The 17,190-nt window shown below is 43.8% G+C and carries 12 protein-coding genes; 8 read left to right on the forward strand and 4 right to left on the reverse strand.

Features of this window, described 5'->3' with window-relative positions; genetic code table 11:
- Positions 1–256: 256 nt before the first annotated feature.
- Positions 257–2,482 (reverse strand): NADP-dependent isocitrate dehydrogenase, encoded by a 2,226-nt coding sequence (locus AB4558_RS11250; protein ID WP_372158807.1) that lies wholly within the window; start codon positions 2,480–2,482, stop codon positions 257–259.
- Positions 2,483–2,803: 321 nt separating this feature from the next.
- Between AB4558_RS11250 and AB4558_RS11255 the strand changes: the two genes are divergently transcribed.
- Positions 2,804–3,532, forward strand: a complete 729-nt coding sequence (locus tag AB4558_RS11255; protein WP_102332492.1) for a pseudouridine synthase — start codon at positions 2,804–2,806, stop codon at positions 3,530–3,532.
- A gap of 63 nt (positions 3,533–3,595) precedes the next feature.
- Here the strand turns inward: AB4558_RS11255 and AB4558_RS11260 are convergent, their stop codons facing one another.
- A complete protein-coding gene (locus tag AB4558_RS11260; protein ID WP_372116047.1) occupies positions 3,596–4,267 on the reverse strand; it encodes a DUF2057 family protein in 672 nt (223 codons plus the stop codon).
- Between the two features lie 133 nt (positions 4,268–4,400).
- Positions 4,401–5,366: a porin gene (locus tag AB4558_RS11265; RefSeq protein ID WP_372082689.1), complete on the reverse strand. Its 966-nt coding sequence runs from the start codon at positions 5,364–5,366 to the stop codon at positions 4,401–4,403.
- 513 nt (positions 5,367–5,879) lie between these two features.
- On the opposite strand from AB4558_RS11265, the gene dinG reads away from it, so the two are divergent.
- From dinG to AB4558_RS11290, 5 genes are all read left to right on the forward strand, one after another.
- On the forward strand, positions 5,880–7,955 hold the full coding sequence (gene dinG / locus AB4558_RS11270) for an ATP-dependent DNA helicase DinG (RefSeq protein WP_136978344.1): 2,076 nt from the start codon (positions 5,880–5,882) through the stop codon (positions 7,953–7,955).
- Positions 7,956–8,083: 128 nt separating this feature from the next.
- A complete protein-coding gene (locus AB4558_RS11275) occupies positions 8,084–8,863 on the forward strand; it encodes a TSUP family transporter (protein ID WP_017062114.1) in 780 nt (259 codons plus the stop codon).
- A gap of 22 nt (positions 8,864–8,885) precedes the next feature.
- Positions 8,886–9,434, forward strand: coding sequence for a primosomal replication protein (locus tag AB4558_RS11280; RefSeq protein ID WP_017062115.1), 549 nt, complete (start codon positions 8,886–8,888; stop codon positions 9,432–9,434).
- Positions 9,424–9,594: a pleiotropic regulatory protein RsmS gene (gene rsmS, locus AB4558_RS11285; RefSeq protein WP_017055021.1), complete on the forward strand. Its 171-nt coding sequence runs from the start codon at positions 9,424–9,426 to the stop codon at positions 9,592–9,594. The genes AB4558_RS11280 and rsmS overlap by 11 nt, the downstream gene beginning before the upstream one ends.
- Before the next feature lie 50 nt (positions 9,595–9,644).
- On the forward strand, positions 9,645–10,778 hold the full coding sequence (locus AB4558_RS11290; RefSeq protein WP_017062116.1) for a cupin domain-containing protein: 1,134 nt from the start codon (positions 9,645–9,647) through the stop codon (positions 10,776–10,778).
- A gap of 112 nt (positions 10,779–10,890) precedes the next feature.
- On the opposite strand, the gene AB4558_RS11295 is transcribed toward AB4558_RS11290, so the two are convergent.
- Positions 10,891–13,008, reverse strand: a complete 2,118-nt coding sequence (locus AB4558_RS11295) for a methyl-accepting chemotaxis protein (RefSeq protein ID WP_372158808.1) — start codon at positions 13,006–13,008, stop codon at positions 10,891–10,893.
- A 508-nt stretch (positions 13,009–13,516) separates the two neighbouring features.
- On the opposite strand from AB4558_RS11295, the gene emrD reads away from it, so the two are divergent.
- Complete coding sequence (gene emrD, locus AB4558_RS11300; protein WP_017065927.1) at positions 13,517–14,722, forward strand: multidrug efflux MFS transporter EmrD; 1,206 nt, start codon at positions 13,517–13,519, stop codon at positions 14,720–14,722.
- Positions 14,723–15,071: 349 nt separating this feature from the next.
- A complete protein-coding gene (locus AB4558_RS11305) occupies positions 15,072–17,162 on the forward strand; it encodes a S9 family peptidase (protein WP_372158811.1) in 2,091 nt (696 codons plus the stop codon).
- Positions 17,163–17,190 lie beyond the last annotated feature (28 nt).

Genomic DNA, 17,190 nt, shown 5'->3' on the forward strand with positions numbered 1-17,190 from the left:
GCTCATTTAATACCTGTAACACAGGATTACGTGAGCGGTTTTTTTCGTTTTGGGGGCTCTAAAGTTGCTCACTGGACAATGAGCTCGAAGAGCTACTCCCCTTAAGCTAGGTCTTAAGAAGTATTAGACAGAAAAAAGACGCTTTAACATTATCGTTAAAGCGTCTTTCGTTTTGACTTTATCTATAACTTAGCTATCAGCCTAAGCAACTCGTTAGCAAATCACGTTCATGAGTGACTAACGATGAGTCCAATCACTATGCATCAATAAACGCGTTTAGCGTTGAGCTTGGGCGCATTAGTGTTGAAACCAATGCATCGTCAAGTAGGTAGTAACCACCTAAGTCGCCAGCCACACCTTGAGCGTTGTTCAGCTCTGCAACGATCACTTCTTCACTTTCAGCCAGTTGACTTGCCACACCTGCAAACTCAGCAGCAAGATCAGCGTCAGCCGTTTGCTCAGCAAGCGCCTTAGCCCAGTATGCCGCTAGATAGTAGTGGCTACCACGGTTATCAAGCTCACCTACTCGACGTGAAGGAGACTTGTTGTTATCAAGGAACTCACCCGTCGCTTTATCAAGCGCATCAGCTAGAACTTGTGCTTTAGCGTTACCTGTTACTACGCTCAGGTGCTCTAGAGATGCCGCTAGTGCCAAGAATTCACCTAGAGAATCCCAACGCAGGTGGTTTTCTTTCTCTACTTGTTGAACATGTTTAGGAGCAGAGCCGCCAGCACCTGTTTCAAACAGACCACCACCGTTCATCAGTGGAACAATCGATAGCATCTTAGCTGATGTACCAAGCTCTAAAATCGGGAACAAGTCAGTTAGGTAATCACGTAATACGTTACCAGTAACCGAAATAGTATCTAGGCCTTCTTTGATACGAACCAGTGAGTATTGAGTCGCTTCAAGTGGAGCAAGGATCTTAATTTCAAGACCATCGGTATCGTATTCAGGAAGGTATGCTTCAACTTTCTTGATAAGCTGAGCATCATGTGCGCGTGACGCATCTAGCCAAAATACCGCTGGAACACCCGATGCACGAGCACGCGTTACCGCAAGCTTAACCCAGTCTTGGATTGGTGCATCTTTAACCTGACACATACGGAAGATATCGCCTTCCTCTACGTCTTGCTCAAGAAGCACAGCGCCTGAAGCGTCAACAACTTGAACCTGACCAGCAGCTTCAAGGATGAAAGTCTTATCATGAGAACCGTACTCTTCCGCTTTTTGAGCCATCAAGCCAACGTTTGGTACGCTACCCATCGTTGTTGGATCGAACGCGCCGTTCTCTTTACAGAAATCAATAACCGCTTGGTAAATGCTCGCGTAGCTACGATCTGGGATCATTGCTTTGGTATCTTTTTGCTTACCTTCTGGATCCCACATTTGACCAGAAGAACGCAGCATTGCAGGCATAGATGCATCCACAATGATATCGCTTGGTACGTGTAGGTTAGTAATGCCACGGTCCGAATCAACCATCGCTAGTGGTGGCTGAGTCTCGTATACCGCTTGCAGGTCAGCTTCGATTGCTTCTTTCTGCTCTTGAGGAAGCGCAGCAATTTTTGCGTATACATCACCGATGCCGTTGTTAACATCAACACCTAGCTCTTCAAACAGCTGACCGTGTTTAGCGAATACGTCTTTGTAGTAAACCTTAACCGCGTGACCAAAAATCACTGGGTCAGATACTTTCATCATCGTCGCTTTCATGTGAAGAGAAAGCAATACACCTTGCTCTTTAGCCGATGCGATTTCTTTTTCGAAGAACGCAACCAAAGCGGCCTTATTCATCACTGACGCATCAATGATCTCTTTATCTTGCAGTGCAAAAGCCGGCTTCAATGTTTTCTTCGCACCATCTTTGCCAACGAATTCAATGCTAACTTCTGTAGCACCTTCAATGGTTACTGACTTTTCGCTACCGAAGAAGTCTTTGTCGTCCATACTTGAAACGTGCGACTTAGAATCTGCAGACCAAGCACCCATTGAGTGTGGGTTCTTCTTCGCGTAGTTTTTAACAGAAAGTGGAGCGCGGCGATCCGAGTTACCTTCACGCAATACTGGATTTACTGCACTGCCTTTGATTTTGTCGTAAGTCGCTTTTACTGCTTTCTCTTCGTCAGTGTTTGCTTCTTCTGGGTAATTAGGAAGTGCGTAACCTTTTGACTGTAGCTCTTTGATTGTTGCTTGAAGCTGAGGTACAGATGCAGAGATGTTTGGAAGCTTGATAATGTTTGCTTCTGGTGTCTTAGCCAATTCACCTAGTTCTGCTAATGCATCACCAATACGTTGCTCTTCGTTCAAATAGTCAGGGAAGTTGGCAATAATACGCCCTGCAAGTGAAATGTCGCGAGTATCAACGTTAATACCAGAAGAAGCTGTAAAAGATTGAATGATAGGCAGCAGAGAGTATGTTGCTAGCGCCGGAGCTTCGTCTGTAATGGTATAGATGATCGTTGGTTTTTCAGTAGGCATGAAATTTCCCTATAGTTCTTACAAGCTCATTTAAAGTAGTGAGCGTGTTATAAATTGACCAGTAAGCCACTCTAAGAGTGAAAACTGCTTACTCGATAGTCGTACTCTATCTTATTTTTCATACAATCTTGATGACAGCATGAACCAAATCCGTGAGTGCGTTGTTATAATAAAACACGAAGGTATAATTAAACAAATCAGGCTTAAGAGTCCATCAACTTGTTCTATTTTGTGTCTTTTAGGCGCGCAAATGATAGCTCAATTCCGTTTCAGTGAAAACTTTTCAGCACACTTCGTTTACATTTTTGCAAGGTAGTTAACATGTCTACTCGCTCACGCAGCGCATCTCGTTCAGACAAACCGGCTCGTTCTGGTGCAACATTAAAACAAAGCGGTAATAGACAAAGCCGAAGCAGTGATAAGAATAACACTGGCAATTCGCACAACAAATCTCACTCAAGCAAGCACCGATATAAAGGCAAGCCTACCAATGCAAAACCTAAGGTTGCGCTCGAAGATCGCAAAGTAATTCTGTTCAACAAGCCTTTCGATACTCTAAGCCAATTTACAGATGGCGAAGGGAGAAAAACGCTAGCGGACTTTATTCCAGTGAAAGACGTTTATGCTGCAGGTCGCCTTGACCGCGACAGCGAAGGGTTAATGGTCTTGACCAACGATGGTATTTTTCAAGCTAAGCTAACTCAACCAAACTCAAAATCCCCAAAGACTTACTGGGTACAGGTTGAAGGCGTACCTTCTGAGGAAGATTTAGATAAATTGAGAAAAGGTGTCGAACTAAAAGACGGCATGACACTGCCCGCTCAGGTTGAGGTGATGTCTGAACCTGTTGTGTGGGATAGAACCCCTCCAGTACGCTTCAGAGCCGCGATACCGACAACATGGTTGGCTATTACAATCATTGAAGGACGTAACCGTCAGGTAAGACGAATGACAGCCAATATCGGCTTCCCTACCCTACGTCTTATCCGCTATTCAATGGGCAACATGAATGTGGGGCAGCTACAGCCTGGTGAGTGGAAAGAGATTTAACTCATAGCAATATAAAAAAGCAAGATATTTATTATATCTCGCTTTTTTACACATGAAGATTGATTACTCTTGGTCAATCATCCACTTACGGAATTCTTTGCGCTCTTTTTTAGAAGCTTTTAGATACCAAGCTTTCAATTGCTCGACATTTTGAGTAACACTTCCCACAACGCTTGGGGCAGTTTTAAGATCTAGTTTCGGAGTATCCGATTGAGTTGTAACTGGAGAGGGAACTATCGCAGTAGTCGTGGCAGTGACTAACGCACCATCGACAAACGTGATTCCTCGTTGATCGTTATGTTCTTTTACAAGCTTGTCCATTCCCATAAATGGAAGTAGACCTTTCTTGCCTTGAAGTAACTCTTGTTGATAGACAAGTTCGTTACCGTCTTGAGTTAAACGCCAATCGGGGTTTTGCTTTCTGAAAGCTTTTTCCGCTTCGCTTTTACTTCGAGCAACCGGGTGATCCAATTTAATTTCATTCCCACCTGCTTCAAACGTTAATAAATATGGCTTAGAAGTAAATACGCTATTACCACTACCACGACCAACTTCTTTGTCCATTCGGACAACAACTTGAGTCGTACCATTTCTTATTATATTCGTCCCCAATTTAGAATCAGCCTCTACACCATTAATGTAAAGAACAGAGACACCTTTGCTAGGAACCAGAGTTATAGCATGTGCAGAAAATGCAAGCATAGTTAAAACAAAGAATAATTGCTTTTTAAACATCACAGAGATTGACTCCTTTCATCAGGCACGTTGCCAAAAATAATTAAGTAATTATTATATGAAATATTAAACTGTAAAAATAAATAAAGCCACCCTGAGGTGGCTTTATAAGAAAGTTTTTAACTAAACTCAATTAGAAGCTAGCTTTAACACCTACAGCAACACCAGTGTCCGTGTTTTTCTGGTCTGTACCACCAACTTCAATGTAAGCCGTAGTGTTCGGAGCAAAGCCGTAACCAGCATTTACAAACCAGTTGTCGGCGTCATTGTCATTGTTGTCACTATCAGAAGTGCTGTAGCCAGCACCGATAGTTACTGCATCAATAGTGTAATCAGCAGCAAAAGCGATAGTATCTGCATCTACTTTTACAACTCCTGTATCCATTGTTGTCGCGTAATAGCCCAACTCAAGATTCAAGCTTTCAACGCCAGAGAAACGAGCTTCTAATGCCCAAATAGCGTCGTCCGCGCCAGGCGCCATCTTTTCCAATTCTGCGTAGCCATAGTATGCAGTGAAATCAAAATCAGCTACACGACCACCAAGTTTAAGATCGTAATACGCTCCATCTTTGCCAAGAGCATCTGTGCTGTCATTCTCATCTTGAGCAAGAGATGCTGTAGCATAGAATGTCCCTGTATCGATATCATAACGAATCATTTCATCTTGACAGAACTCACTACCATTTTCGAAGAAAGAGCTCACACCAAACTGGTAATCAGAACCAACACCAGCATCGTCTAGCGCGCCACACGTACGACCAACCTTCACAGAACCGTAGTTTTGAGTATATAAAGCCACATAGACATCACCAACATCTGCAGATGTAGAAGAACCGCCAGTTACTTCACCAGATGCTCCATCAAACTCCCAATAACCGCCAAAAGTTAGCTCGTCATTAAGCGCATAACGAACATCAAATCCAAAGTCAGCATCTTGAATTTCTTGCTGGAATTCTGAATCTTTTGCAAAACCTTTAACGTAAACAACTTCGATGTCGCCACTTAGGTTAACAGATAAGTCTTCCTGGTTGTAAATTTCGATTGCTTGTGCCGATGTTGCTGCAAACATAACACTTAGTGCTAATAGAGTCTTTTTCATAATAAATCCACTGCCTTTTCTAAGAATGGGAGATCCTTGCCCGGTTCCCTTTTATTTTTATGACTGGTCATTACCACTCTTTGTTGGTTAATCACCGTCACTAAATTTCGAGGTCTAGATTGCAAAAGATTATCCTGCGTGTCAAATAAACTAAAAACAAACCTAAAAAAAACACAAAGCAATCAAAATCAACCACTTACATTTTTTTTCATAGTTTTACGAGCAGCTTATCCTTAGTTTTATCAGGAAATATAATAATCCAAAAAAAGAACAAAACAGCATTTAACACCACAAACAACTTGTAAAAACGCCACATCTCAGGATTTAACACCTACAAGCAAGTCTTTTTTAATATTTATATTTCGCAACATAAATAAAATAGTTAAGTTCCTGATGGTTCAGTTTTTTTTTGTGAACAAGATCTACCTTTGATTCAAAAGCAAGCTATTTCACCGTAAATGTACCGACTAGTGATATGTGCTACTATCCTCGCTCCGTTACGTAGGTCACAGTATGCTAACTACTAAAATTCAAAAATCTATTCGCACCAGTTATCAAAACCTCCAAGATCAGTTGGACAACTTTGTACCTCGACGTGCTCAAAATTACCTTGTTGCAGAAATAGCGAAGACACTTTGTGGTCAATACCACAAAAGTAATCGCATGATTGTTGCAGAAGCGGGAACCGGGATCGGGAAATCACTGGCTTATTTAATGGCAACTATTCCTGTCGCTGTGCTCAATAACCGAAAAATAGTCATATCAACGGCGACGGTTGCGCTACAAGAACAGCTCGTCAATAAAGATCTCCCTCTATATAGAAGACTGACTGATCGAGAGTTTTCTTTCATATTAGCGAAGGGCAGACAGCGTTATTGTTGTTCCGAAAAGCTAGCCGCTGCCTGCGGGGTTGATGGCGGACAAATGGCCATGTTCGAATCTAAGCCAAAGAAGAAGGATATCGACCAACTTCAAACCATGTATCGTAGCCTAACCCAAGGTAAATGGGATGGTGACCGTGATTCGTGGCCAAAACCCATCGACAACATGATTTGGCAGATGATTGTCAGCGATAAGCACAGCTGTAACAACAGTATGCCTACGCATAGAGACTGCCCTTTCCAGAAAGCTCGCTCAGAGCTAGATAAAGCAGACGTGATTATCGCCAATCACAGTTTAGTGATGGCTGATGCAGACTTAGGCGGCGGCGTGATACTGCCTGAACCAGAAAATAGCATCTATATATTCGATGAAGCTCACCATTTACCGCATGTAGCCAGAGATCACTCTTCTGCGGCTGCGAGCTTAAAAGGCGCAGCATCGTGGTTGGAGCGTTTGAATCAATCAATCACTAAGCTTTCAGGCCTCGCTGACGAGAAACGTGTCCATCGATTTCGAAATGAGCTGCAAGACTCAGTGCAACAGCTGATCCCTACCCTGACTCAAATGAGTAAACAGTTTGACGCTAACCACTTTGAAGACGGCTTGTATCGCTTCGAACATGGCGACTTACCTGAGTGGCTTGAGAATGAATCAAAAGACCTCAAGCAACTCACACAAAAGGCGAGCCAAGCAGTTGCGAAGATTGCAGACCTGATTGCGGAACGAGTTAAAGACGGCGAGCTTTCAGCAAAGCTTGCAGAGCCGGCACTGGCAGAAATTGGCTTCTATATACAAAGAACAGAGAACCTTGCTCAAGTTTGGCGCTTAATGGCTGAACCGAAGAGAGAAAAAGGTGCTCCTTTGGCTCGTTGGCTCGAACTTAACAAAGAAAGCGAAGGCGATTTCGTTGTGAATGTTTCGCCACTAGAGGTAGGTTGGCAACTGGATCAACAAATCTGGAGCCGCTGTGTGGGTGCCGTATTAGTATCTGCGACCATGAGGGCGCTCAACTCTTTCAGCTTTTTCTGTCATCAAGCAGGTATCAGCCAAAAAGCAGAAGATGGCGTACAATTTTTGGCTTTGGCATCACCGTTTGATTACCAGAATCAAGCTGAGCTGATCGTTCCGGCAATGAAGTACGAACCACAAGCACCTCAGTTTACCGAATATCTTATTGAAATTTTGCCTAAGGTAATAGAAGACAAAAAAGCCAATCTCGTTCTATTCTCTTCTTACTGGCAAATGAACAAAGTTGCAGAGGCTTTAACAACAGATTTCGTTAAAAAGTCGTGGGCATTGCAGGTTCAAGGCGATACTTCACGAACTGAAATTCTAAAAAAACATAAAAAGCTAATAGACCAAGGTAAAACCAGCGTTCTTTTTGGAACTGGCAGCTTTTCTGAAGGTCTTGATCTACCGGGTGAGCTTCTTGAAAACCTCGTTATTACCAAGATTCCTTTTGGTGTTCCTACCTCTCCCGTAGAGCAAGCACATTCAGAATATATTGAATCACGCGGTGGTAACCCTTTTATGCAGATTACTGTTCCAGATGCGAGTAAAAAGCTTATTCAATCTGTGGGTAGACTACTGCGTAAGGAAAGAGATTCTGGTAAAGTCACGATCCTTGATAGACGCATAGTAACGAAGCGATACGGAAAGTCCCTACTCGATTCACTACCGCCTTTTAAAAGAACAATAAAATACTAATATCCCCTGCCCTTGAGGTAGTTATGGGCCTTCATCGCTAGGCCCTTGCATTCACAACCCAACATGACTAATCCATAGATTTTTCATGTGGCTGCCCTATCAGCCGATAACGAGAACACTAGCTATTTATGGAAATGATTGAGCCAACCATGTTGGTCATACTTGCTCTGGTTGCATTTGCAGCAGGCTTTATTGATGCTGTCGCAGGTGGCGGAGGGATGTTAACCGTTCCAGCTTTACTGTCACTTGGTTTACCGCCACACATCGCATTGGGTACTAACAAGCTTGCAGCAACCTTCGCTTCATCTACAGCTGCATTCACTTACTACCGTAAAAAGCTGTTCAAGCCTGAGTGTTGGGTCAATGCATTCATATCTACTTTAATAGGTGCGACCATCGGCACACTCACTGTTGATGCCATTAGCACCGAGTGGTTAGAGAAGGTATTGCCGTTAGTCATTCTTGCCGCAGCGGTCTATACCATTTTTCATAAGACTCCAGATGTGAGCCATAATGTGTCTCCTAAGCCATGCCCTGTGCTTAAGAGAAAACAAAAGTACCAAGGATTCATTCTTGGCTTTTATGATGGGGTTGCTGGCCCAGGAACTGGCGCGTTTTGGACGGTAAGCTCTATGGCGCTTTATCGCTTAAACATCTTACTTGCCTCTGGTCTATCCAAAGCCATGAACTTTACCAGTAACTTTACCTCTTTGGTGACCTTCGCGATTCTTGGTCATATTGATTGGGTTCTAGGTTTAACCATGGGCCTTTGTTTGATGGCCGGTGCATTTGTTGGCGCTCACTCTGCTATTCGGTTCGGTGCTACATTTATAAGACCTGTGTTTGTTACAGTTGTAAGCGTACTTGCAATTAAACTGGCATACGAAGCTTGGTTTGTGAACTTATAGGCAGTAGCCAACGGGAAGTGAAATGAATCAATTTTCAAAGCTAAAAAGTGTTATTGATACCTTGATTGGCCATTGCTCGCAGGTTGACAAATCTCGAGGGGCTTATCATCAAGCCTTGTTTGACCGAGCCTTATTTAAATGCGGCGCCTCTGTTTTGCTTCCCTATGCACTTGAAACTCAGGCAACGTACCGCACCATTGTACGTGAACAAACCTCAAATCAACTGACCGCGTCCAGAGCCAACTACCTGACAGAAAAGCTGACCAATCAGATTGCAGCAATCCAAAGAGAGTTAGCCAACCACGATTTACGCTTGGACCGAAAAAGCAAGTCAGGGAAAACCCTGAACGACCTATACAACGAACTCGCCCAGCACCAAGACTGGCAAAAGCGATTGGTCGATTTAGTACGAGTACGAAAGTTAACGTTTGATTCTGCGCCTCGCCACAGTAAGAAAAAAGCGGAAGAGGCTTGGCAGTTAGCAAAAGAGCGATTAGAACGCTGTGAAGACTCAATGAAAAATATTGAGAGACTGATTAACTTAGAGAACCCTAAGCGAAATGAACACTGATAACACACCATCACCACTGGATAACGCACCAGAAGAAGTTAAGTTAGCTGTCGACCTGATCTATCTGCTCGAAAGCAACGAAATCGATCCAAAAGTCGCGTTAGAAGCAATCAAAATTGTCCAGCAAGATTTACAAGCCAAACTAGCATCTAGCATCTAGCATCTAGCATCTAGCATCTAGCATCTAGCATAAAAATATACAGGATTCACATGTACCAACTCAGCTTTTCTATGCCCGAGTTTCTTGAAAACTACTGGCATAAAAAACCAACCATCTTAAAGGGTGGCTTCCAAAACTTCGTCGACCCAATTTCGCCGGAAGAACTTGCTGGTTTATCGATGGAAGAAGAAGTGGATTCTCGCTTTGTCTCTAACCTCGACAATCAGTGGACTGCAGAACACGGCCCATTCTCTGAAGAAAAGTTTGGCGAATTAACCGAAACTCATTGGCAACTGATCGTTCAAGCAGCGAACCACTGGCACCAAGGCGCAAATCAGCTGACTGAGGCGTTCCAAGCGTTACCAAACTGGTTATTCGACGATCTCATGATCTGCTACTCAGCACCTGAAGGCGGCGTAGGCCCACATATTGATCAATACGATGTCTTCATCATTCAAGGTCAAGGCAAACGTCAATGGAAGGTTGGCGCTAAAGATGTTGGCCAATACAAAGAGACTGTTCAAGCTTCTGCACTTCGTCAAATTGAAGGTTTTGACCCAATCATCGATGAAACTTTAGAGCCGGGCGATATCCTTTATATCCCACCAGGTTTCCCACATGAAGGGAACACGTTAGAGCCGTCAATGAGCTACTCTATTGGCTACCGCTCGCCTAAAGAACAAGAACTGATCAGCAACTTTGCCGATTTTGTACTTGCACATGATATGGGTGACGTTCATCTTCACGATCCAGAATTCAAAACGCAAGATGGCTACGGAAAAATTCGTTCATCGGACTTAAGCAATCTCACAGACATGTTGAAATCTGCACTAGAGCAACCTGAAACCATCAGTGAATTCATGGGTTGTCTGCTAAGCCAATCACGCCACCAGCTTGATATCGTTGCTCCAGAGCCACTATGGACTCAAGAAGAGATCGCTCAATACTTAGAGTCTGAAGGTGAGATTCACCGAGTATCAGGCTTAAAGGCGCTCTACCACGAAAATGAAAGCAACACGGCTTACATCAATGGCGAAGTGGTTAAGGTTGATGAAGCGGATTCTTCGTTACTCAACATACTTTGCGATGAGACCATGATTACCTCGGCTACTGCCCTATCTCCTTCGGGCATAACTGTCGTGACTGAATTGGTCAACAAAGGCTACTGGTTTATCGAAGAGTAAGCAGCGTCAACCGCTGGTTATTGCCTAGCCTCTAAATAAACAATTAAAAAAGGGACAAATGAAATCTTCATTTGTCCCTTTTTCTATTCAAGAACTGGTTAAGGCTTAATGCTTATACCTTGAACTGATTGACCAACTTCTGTTGTTGTTGAGACAGTTGGTCAATTTCATTGCCGACTTGCTCAGAAGCCGCGGCTTGCTCCAAGATCTTCGCACTCAAATCGCGAATATTAGCCACGCTTTGATTTACTTCACCGGAAACCGATTGTTGCTCTTCGGCTGCTCGAACGATCTGACTGTTCATATCACTGATCGCCTCAATAGAAGTAAAGATCGACCCCAGATCTTCAACTGCTTTCTGAACGTGTAGTGCTGTATCGTTAGCTAGGATATTGCCTTCTTGTATTGCTTCAACGACATCTTGAGTTCCAGCATGAACCTTGTCGATCACCGCTCTGATCTCACCAACCGATGACTGGGTGCGACTTGCGAGGTTTCTTACCTCATCCGCAACAACAGCAAAACCTCGACCTTGTTCGCCAGCACGAGCCGCTTCAATCGCCGCGTTCAATGCCAGTAAGTTAGTTTGCTCAGAGATCCCTTCAATCACACTTAAGATCTCGGTGATGTTTCCGTTATTTTTTGCCAATTCTTCAACAATAGGAACAGCACTCGACATACGCTCCACCAGCTTTCTCATTTCACCTGCTGAAAGTTCGATGACTTGTTGCCCTTGTTGAGCAGAACGATTCGCTTCGCACGCTGCATCAACGGCCACTTCTGCATTTTGTACCACTAAGCCCGCAGTTTGAGTCATCTCTTCGGCCGCTGTCGCGACTAGATCCACTTCTTTAAATTGAGACTCGCTGCTTTCACGAGTACTTGATGCTGATGCTTTCGCTTGGCTGGTAGTATTTGCCACTTGTTCTGTGGTGTGGATGACTTCTTTGATTGTGTGTTGCAGCTTATCTAGGAACAGGTTAAATCCTTTTGACAACTGACCGATTTCATCTTGAGACTTCACTTCCAAGCGCTGCGTCAAATCACCTTCACCTGAAGCGATGTCATTCAACCTTTCCACAACCTGGCGAATCGGCTTCACAATAGACAACGAGGCAAACGCGATAATGGCTAAGCCAAAGATAATAAACACTGTACCGGCGATCACTTCTGTTTTGATGCCTTCACTTAGCTTAGTGCTAATGATGGAATCCAATTTATTTGCGTCAGCGACGACACTGTCTCTTGGGATCTCAAACAACACCCCCCAAGTTTGGTTAGCTGCAACAACAGGTGCAAAGGCAAGTAACCACTCACCGTTCTCGCTCCATTGCGTTGTCACTTCACCACCAAAGATAAAGTCGGTCATTAAATCACTGTTTGTATTGCCACTTTGGAAAGTTGAACCGACTGCAATGCTTGAATCATCAGAAGCGATGACCGAACCATCTAGACTAACCACGTAAGCTTTACCCGCACCGTTAAACAAGCTCTGGTCAGATTGAGTAATCACACTGGTTAAACCATCAAGTCTTAGATCAATACCAAGAAAACCAATAGCAACGTCGTCAACCAAAATAGGGACTGAAATAGAGGACGTAAGTAGTGCTACACCACCGCTGTTCACGACTCTCGGCGTACTAATACACGTTTGCCCTGAAGACAAAGGACAGTAAAAACGTTCGCTATTGCTGTCATCATTCAAGATAGATTCTGAAAGAACGTTCGCTAGAACATTTTCACCGTTATCTGCCACCTTCCAGTAAGGAGCAAAACGACCTTTTTCGTTAGAACCAACATAATCAGCATCGACATAATTCGCATCTTCACTATCGAGCAAGTCAGGCTTGAAAACTAGATACGCTCCTTGAATAGAGTCGAAGTTTAAAACCGAGCGACGAACCATTTCATCCAAGGCGGTACGAAGCTCTTCACTTGGTGTAAAGTTTTCGTCTGCATTGTTTTTTAGAAACTGAGCACTGGCCGCAAGCATTTCTGCGCGGTAAATAGCTTCGTCTACATAACGTTGAGTTTCTTGAGCATTAAGCTGAGAAACAGACGCCAGCAGCTGCTGAGTTTTATTGATAACTGATTCTGAACTTTGAGATTTGATGACTTGTTGATTGCTCGTTGCGTTGTAGATCGAGAAACCAATAAGAGACAGTGACGTAATGATTAAACAACAACCTGCTAAGAGGGTTATTTTCCACTGTACCGATAGAGAGCGCATTTAATATCCTTATTTAAGCCAAAAGACTTCCATAACCATAACTATCACATCGACAACGAATTGCTGTACAAAATGCAAACAAGTTAGACGAATAGCTTAGCGGATAATTACAGCACAAATTGCTTACATATAAAACGAAAGTTTATACAAATGTTAATAGAGCGTGTTTTCTTCCTTTTTTCTGTGATTTAAAATGATGTACTCATATAATCATTGGCTGTGTTGCTTAGGTTTTAGCGCTTTGGACATAGCGGACATAGCCAGAACATCGATATTTAAAGGAAGCCCACTCCACCCTCTCCCTCTTTAAAATGCAGTAATTTCGGATTAGTTTTTATAATCCAAGTTATAGATTTTTATCTTGCTCAACTTCACACTTTTTGATTGCTAAGCCCGCAATCAAGCTCTAATATCTCGCGCCTAGATTCCCTGAACACTTTATTCATTTGGCTCTCCTTTAATGGAGCGCTAAGGCTTTTTACGTCTTAATTTTTGGAGAGATACGCAAATGTCCGCCTCGTTTCCATTAGCGAAACTTACCTTTTTAATCGCTATTCTGACTGCCGTAGGTCAAATGACTCAAACGATGTACGTGCCTTCTATCGGTCATATGGCAGGTGAGTTCTTAGTTTCGGCATCTTCACTGCAGGCAGTGATGGCGTGTTACTTGATCCCTTATGGTCTGTCGCAATTTGTTTACGGCCCACTTTCAGATCGCCTAGGTCGTAAACCGATCATCGTGATTGGTTTGATCATCTACATCATCGGTACTTTGGTAGCATTGTTCGCTCACGAATATGAATGGTTCTTAGCGGGCAGCTTTATCCAAGGTTTGGGCATCGGTTGTGGTGGTGCGATGTCTCGTACATTGACTCGCGACTGTTTTGAAGGCGCAGAGCTGCACCGTGCAAACAGCTTGATTAGCATGTGTGTGATTTTCTCACCATTGATGGCTCCTGTACTGGGTGGTTACCTAACAGAAGTTTTCGGCTGGCGTTCTAGCTACTTATTCCTTGCGCTGTTTGGTATTGCTGTTGTGATCACTATGATGACGAGCATGATGGAAACACTGCCGAAAGAACGACGCAAGCATGAATCGGTTGCCAACAGCTACAAGTTCGTTCTGTCTGATAAACGTTTCCAAGGTTTCTTATTGGTATTAGTCGCAACCTTTGCTGGTGTAGCCGTATTTGAAGCAGCGGCAGGTGTGTTGCTTGGTGGCGTACTTGGCTTACCGGCAACCACAGTAAGCTTGCTGTTTGTCTTGCCTATTCCAGGTTACTTAGTCGGTGCAGGCTTATCTAGTTACATCGCACAACGTCGCTCTGAGCGCCGCGCACTGAATGTTGGTCTAGTTGCTATATTGGTAGGCTCAACAGTGGTGTTGATACCGGGTCTGTTTGGTCAAACGACAGCACTGACTCTGATTGGCGGTGCCACCATTTACTTCTTGGGCGCTGGCATCTTATTTCCAGCTGCGACAACAGGGGCGCTTTCGCCATTCCCGTACCACGCTGGCACAGGAGGCGCGATTTTAGGTGGCATGCAAAACCTAGGTGCTGGCATCGCAACACTATTGGCATCGTTCTTCCCAGCTCAAGACCAGTTGCCACTCGGTTGCTTGATGATTGCAATGTCATTCATCGCTATGCTTGGTTTACGTTGGGTTAATCGTAAACCTGACCACTCAAACGAAATGCCATTGGCTATTTAACGTAAAGCTCAAATCCGGCCAAACAAAAGAAAGGGACATACTGAAAAGTGTGTCCTTTTTTTGTTGCACATTTATTCCTTCCACTCTCACGTATCAGTAATTTCATTTAACATTGCTTTGATTTTTTGAAAACAATAACAGACACTTACGATGAAGGTGCATATCCAGAATCCAATTATAAATAACATCACTGGAAGAACACCAACGTACCTGAGCTCTCACAACAAAGGATGCTGGCATAAAAACGAGTAAGGTACAGACTAAGGATATATAGATGCGTATCGCTTTAACCACATTAGCCGTATCAATAGCGCTTGTCGCCGGATGCAGCAATCAAGGAATCTCAACCATGAACCACTACTCTCAATCACAACTCGTCGCTCAGCAAACCCAAGCACCCGTTGCTAAGAAAGTCCCTCACACAATGACGATTCATGGTGACACCCGAATCGATGATTACTACTGGATGCGCGATGATGCACGCCAAGATCCAGAGATTTTGCAACAGCTTGAGCAAGAGAATCAGTACGCAGATACAGTGTTAAAACATACAGAAGCAGCACAAAAACAATTATTTCAAGAGATCAAAGGCCGAATCGCGAAAGACGACAATTCGGTACCGGTTCGCAAAGGCAGTTACTACTACTCGAATAAGGTCACAGGCGACAACGAATACCCAGTTCACCTGCGTGAAAAAAACTTTTTAGGCACAGACAAGCAAGTCATCTTAGATGTAAACGAGCTAGCAAAAGAGCATGAATTCTTCAGTATTGGTGGCTTAACGATCAGCCCAGACGAAAACTTGTTGGCCTATGGCGAAGATACGCTGAGCCGACGAATTTACACCATCAAGATCAAAGACCTCACAACAGGTGAATACCTAAAAGATGAAATTGAAGGCGCTTCAAGTGCAATCGCGTGGCAAAACGACAACCAAGCCTTCTACTACATCAAAAAAGATCCACAAACATTGCTGGGTTATCAAGTTTACCGCCACGTGTTAGGCACAGCTCAGGCAAGCGATCAGTTAATCTACGAAGAAGCCGATAGCGCTTACTACACCTCTTTGAGTAAAAGCAAAGATGGAGAACAGGTCTACATTTGGCATTCGAGCACAGAAACCAGCGGTGTCTCAGTCATCGATGCCAACAACCCAAAGGCTACAGCTGAGGCTTTCTACCCAAAAGAGAGCGGCATAGAGTACAGCATCGCTAAGCTAGGTGATTTGTATTACATCTACACCAACTACCAAGCGGTCAACTTCCGTTTAATGAAAGTCACAACCGAAGAGATGCATGATCGCTCAAAATGGGTCGATGTCATCCCAGCGGACGATAATACTCAGCTTGTAGATTTCGAGTTGTTTGATGACCATCTTGTCTACGAGCAACGCGCGGATGGCTTGTCTACAGTGAAAGTTCGCCAACTCTCAACAGGCCACGAGTTTCCACTTGAATTTAACGACACCGCATTTGCCGCTTACCTAACGAGTAACTATGAATTAGATAACGCAAAAGTTCGTATCTATTACAGCAGCTTAACCACGCCAGGTACTTACTATGATTTCGACCTAAGTACAGGTGAATCCGAGCTCATGAAGCAAACACCCGTATTAGGTGATTTCGAAGCGGATAACTACCAATCAGAGCGAATCATGATTACGGCTCGCGATGGTAAGCAAGTTCCTGTCTCTTTGGTTTATCGTAAAGACTTATTTAAGAAAGACGGCACTAACCCAATCTACCAATACGGCTATGGGTCTTACGGCTCTACGATTGAACCTACCTTCAGCTCAACTCGCCTAAGCCTACTGGATAGAGGTTTTGTTTATGCCATCGCACATGTCCGCGGTTCAGAAATGCTTGGTCGCCCTTGGTATGAAGATGGCAAAAAACTGACCAAACAAAACACGTTCAACGACTTTATTGATGTAACCAAAGAGCTTGTTGAAGAAGGCTACGGCGCGAAAGATAAAGTGTTCGCCGTTGGGGGATCTGCTGGTGGTCTATTGATGGGAGCAATCATCAACCAAGCACCAGAACTGTACCGTGGTATTGGTGCACATGTTCCGTTTGTAGACATTGTGACAACCATGCTCGATGAATCGATCCCTCTAACCACCAATGAGTATGACGAATGGGGTAACCCGAACGATAAAGCCTACTACGATTACATGCTGGGGTACTCACCGTACGACAACATTAAGGTACAAAACTACCCGAACATGTTGGTAACGACAGGCCTGCATGACTCACAGGTGCAGTACTTTGAGCCAATGAAATGGGTTGCGAAGCTGCGTGAAATGAAAACAGACAACAACGTATTGCTGTTCAAAACCGATATGGAAGCCGGTCACGGTGGCGCTTCTGGCCGATTTAAACGATTAAAAGAAGACGCACTTGAATACGCGTTCTTTTTGGATTTACTTAAGACTCAATAGACTCTACGTAACTGTAAGTATTCACATC

The organism is Vibrio sp. 10N.222.51.C5, assembly GCF_041474575.1.
Taxonomy (GTDB): Bacteria; Pseudomonadota; Gammaproteobacteria; order Enterobacterales; family Vibrionaceae; genus Vibrio; species Vibrio crassostreae_C.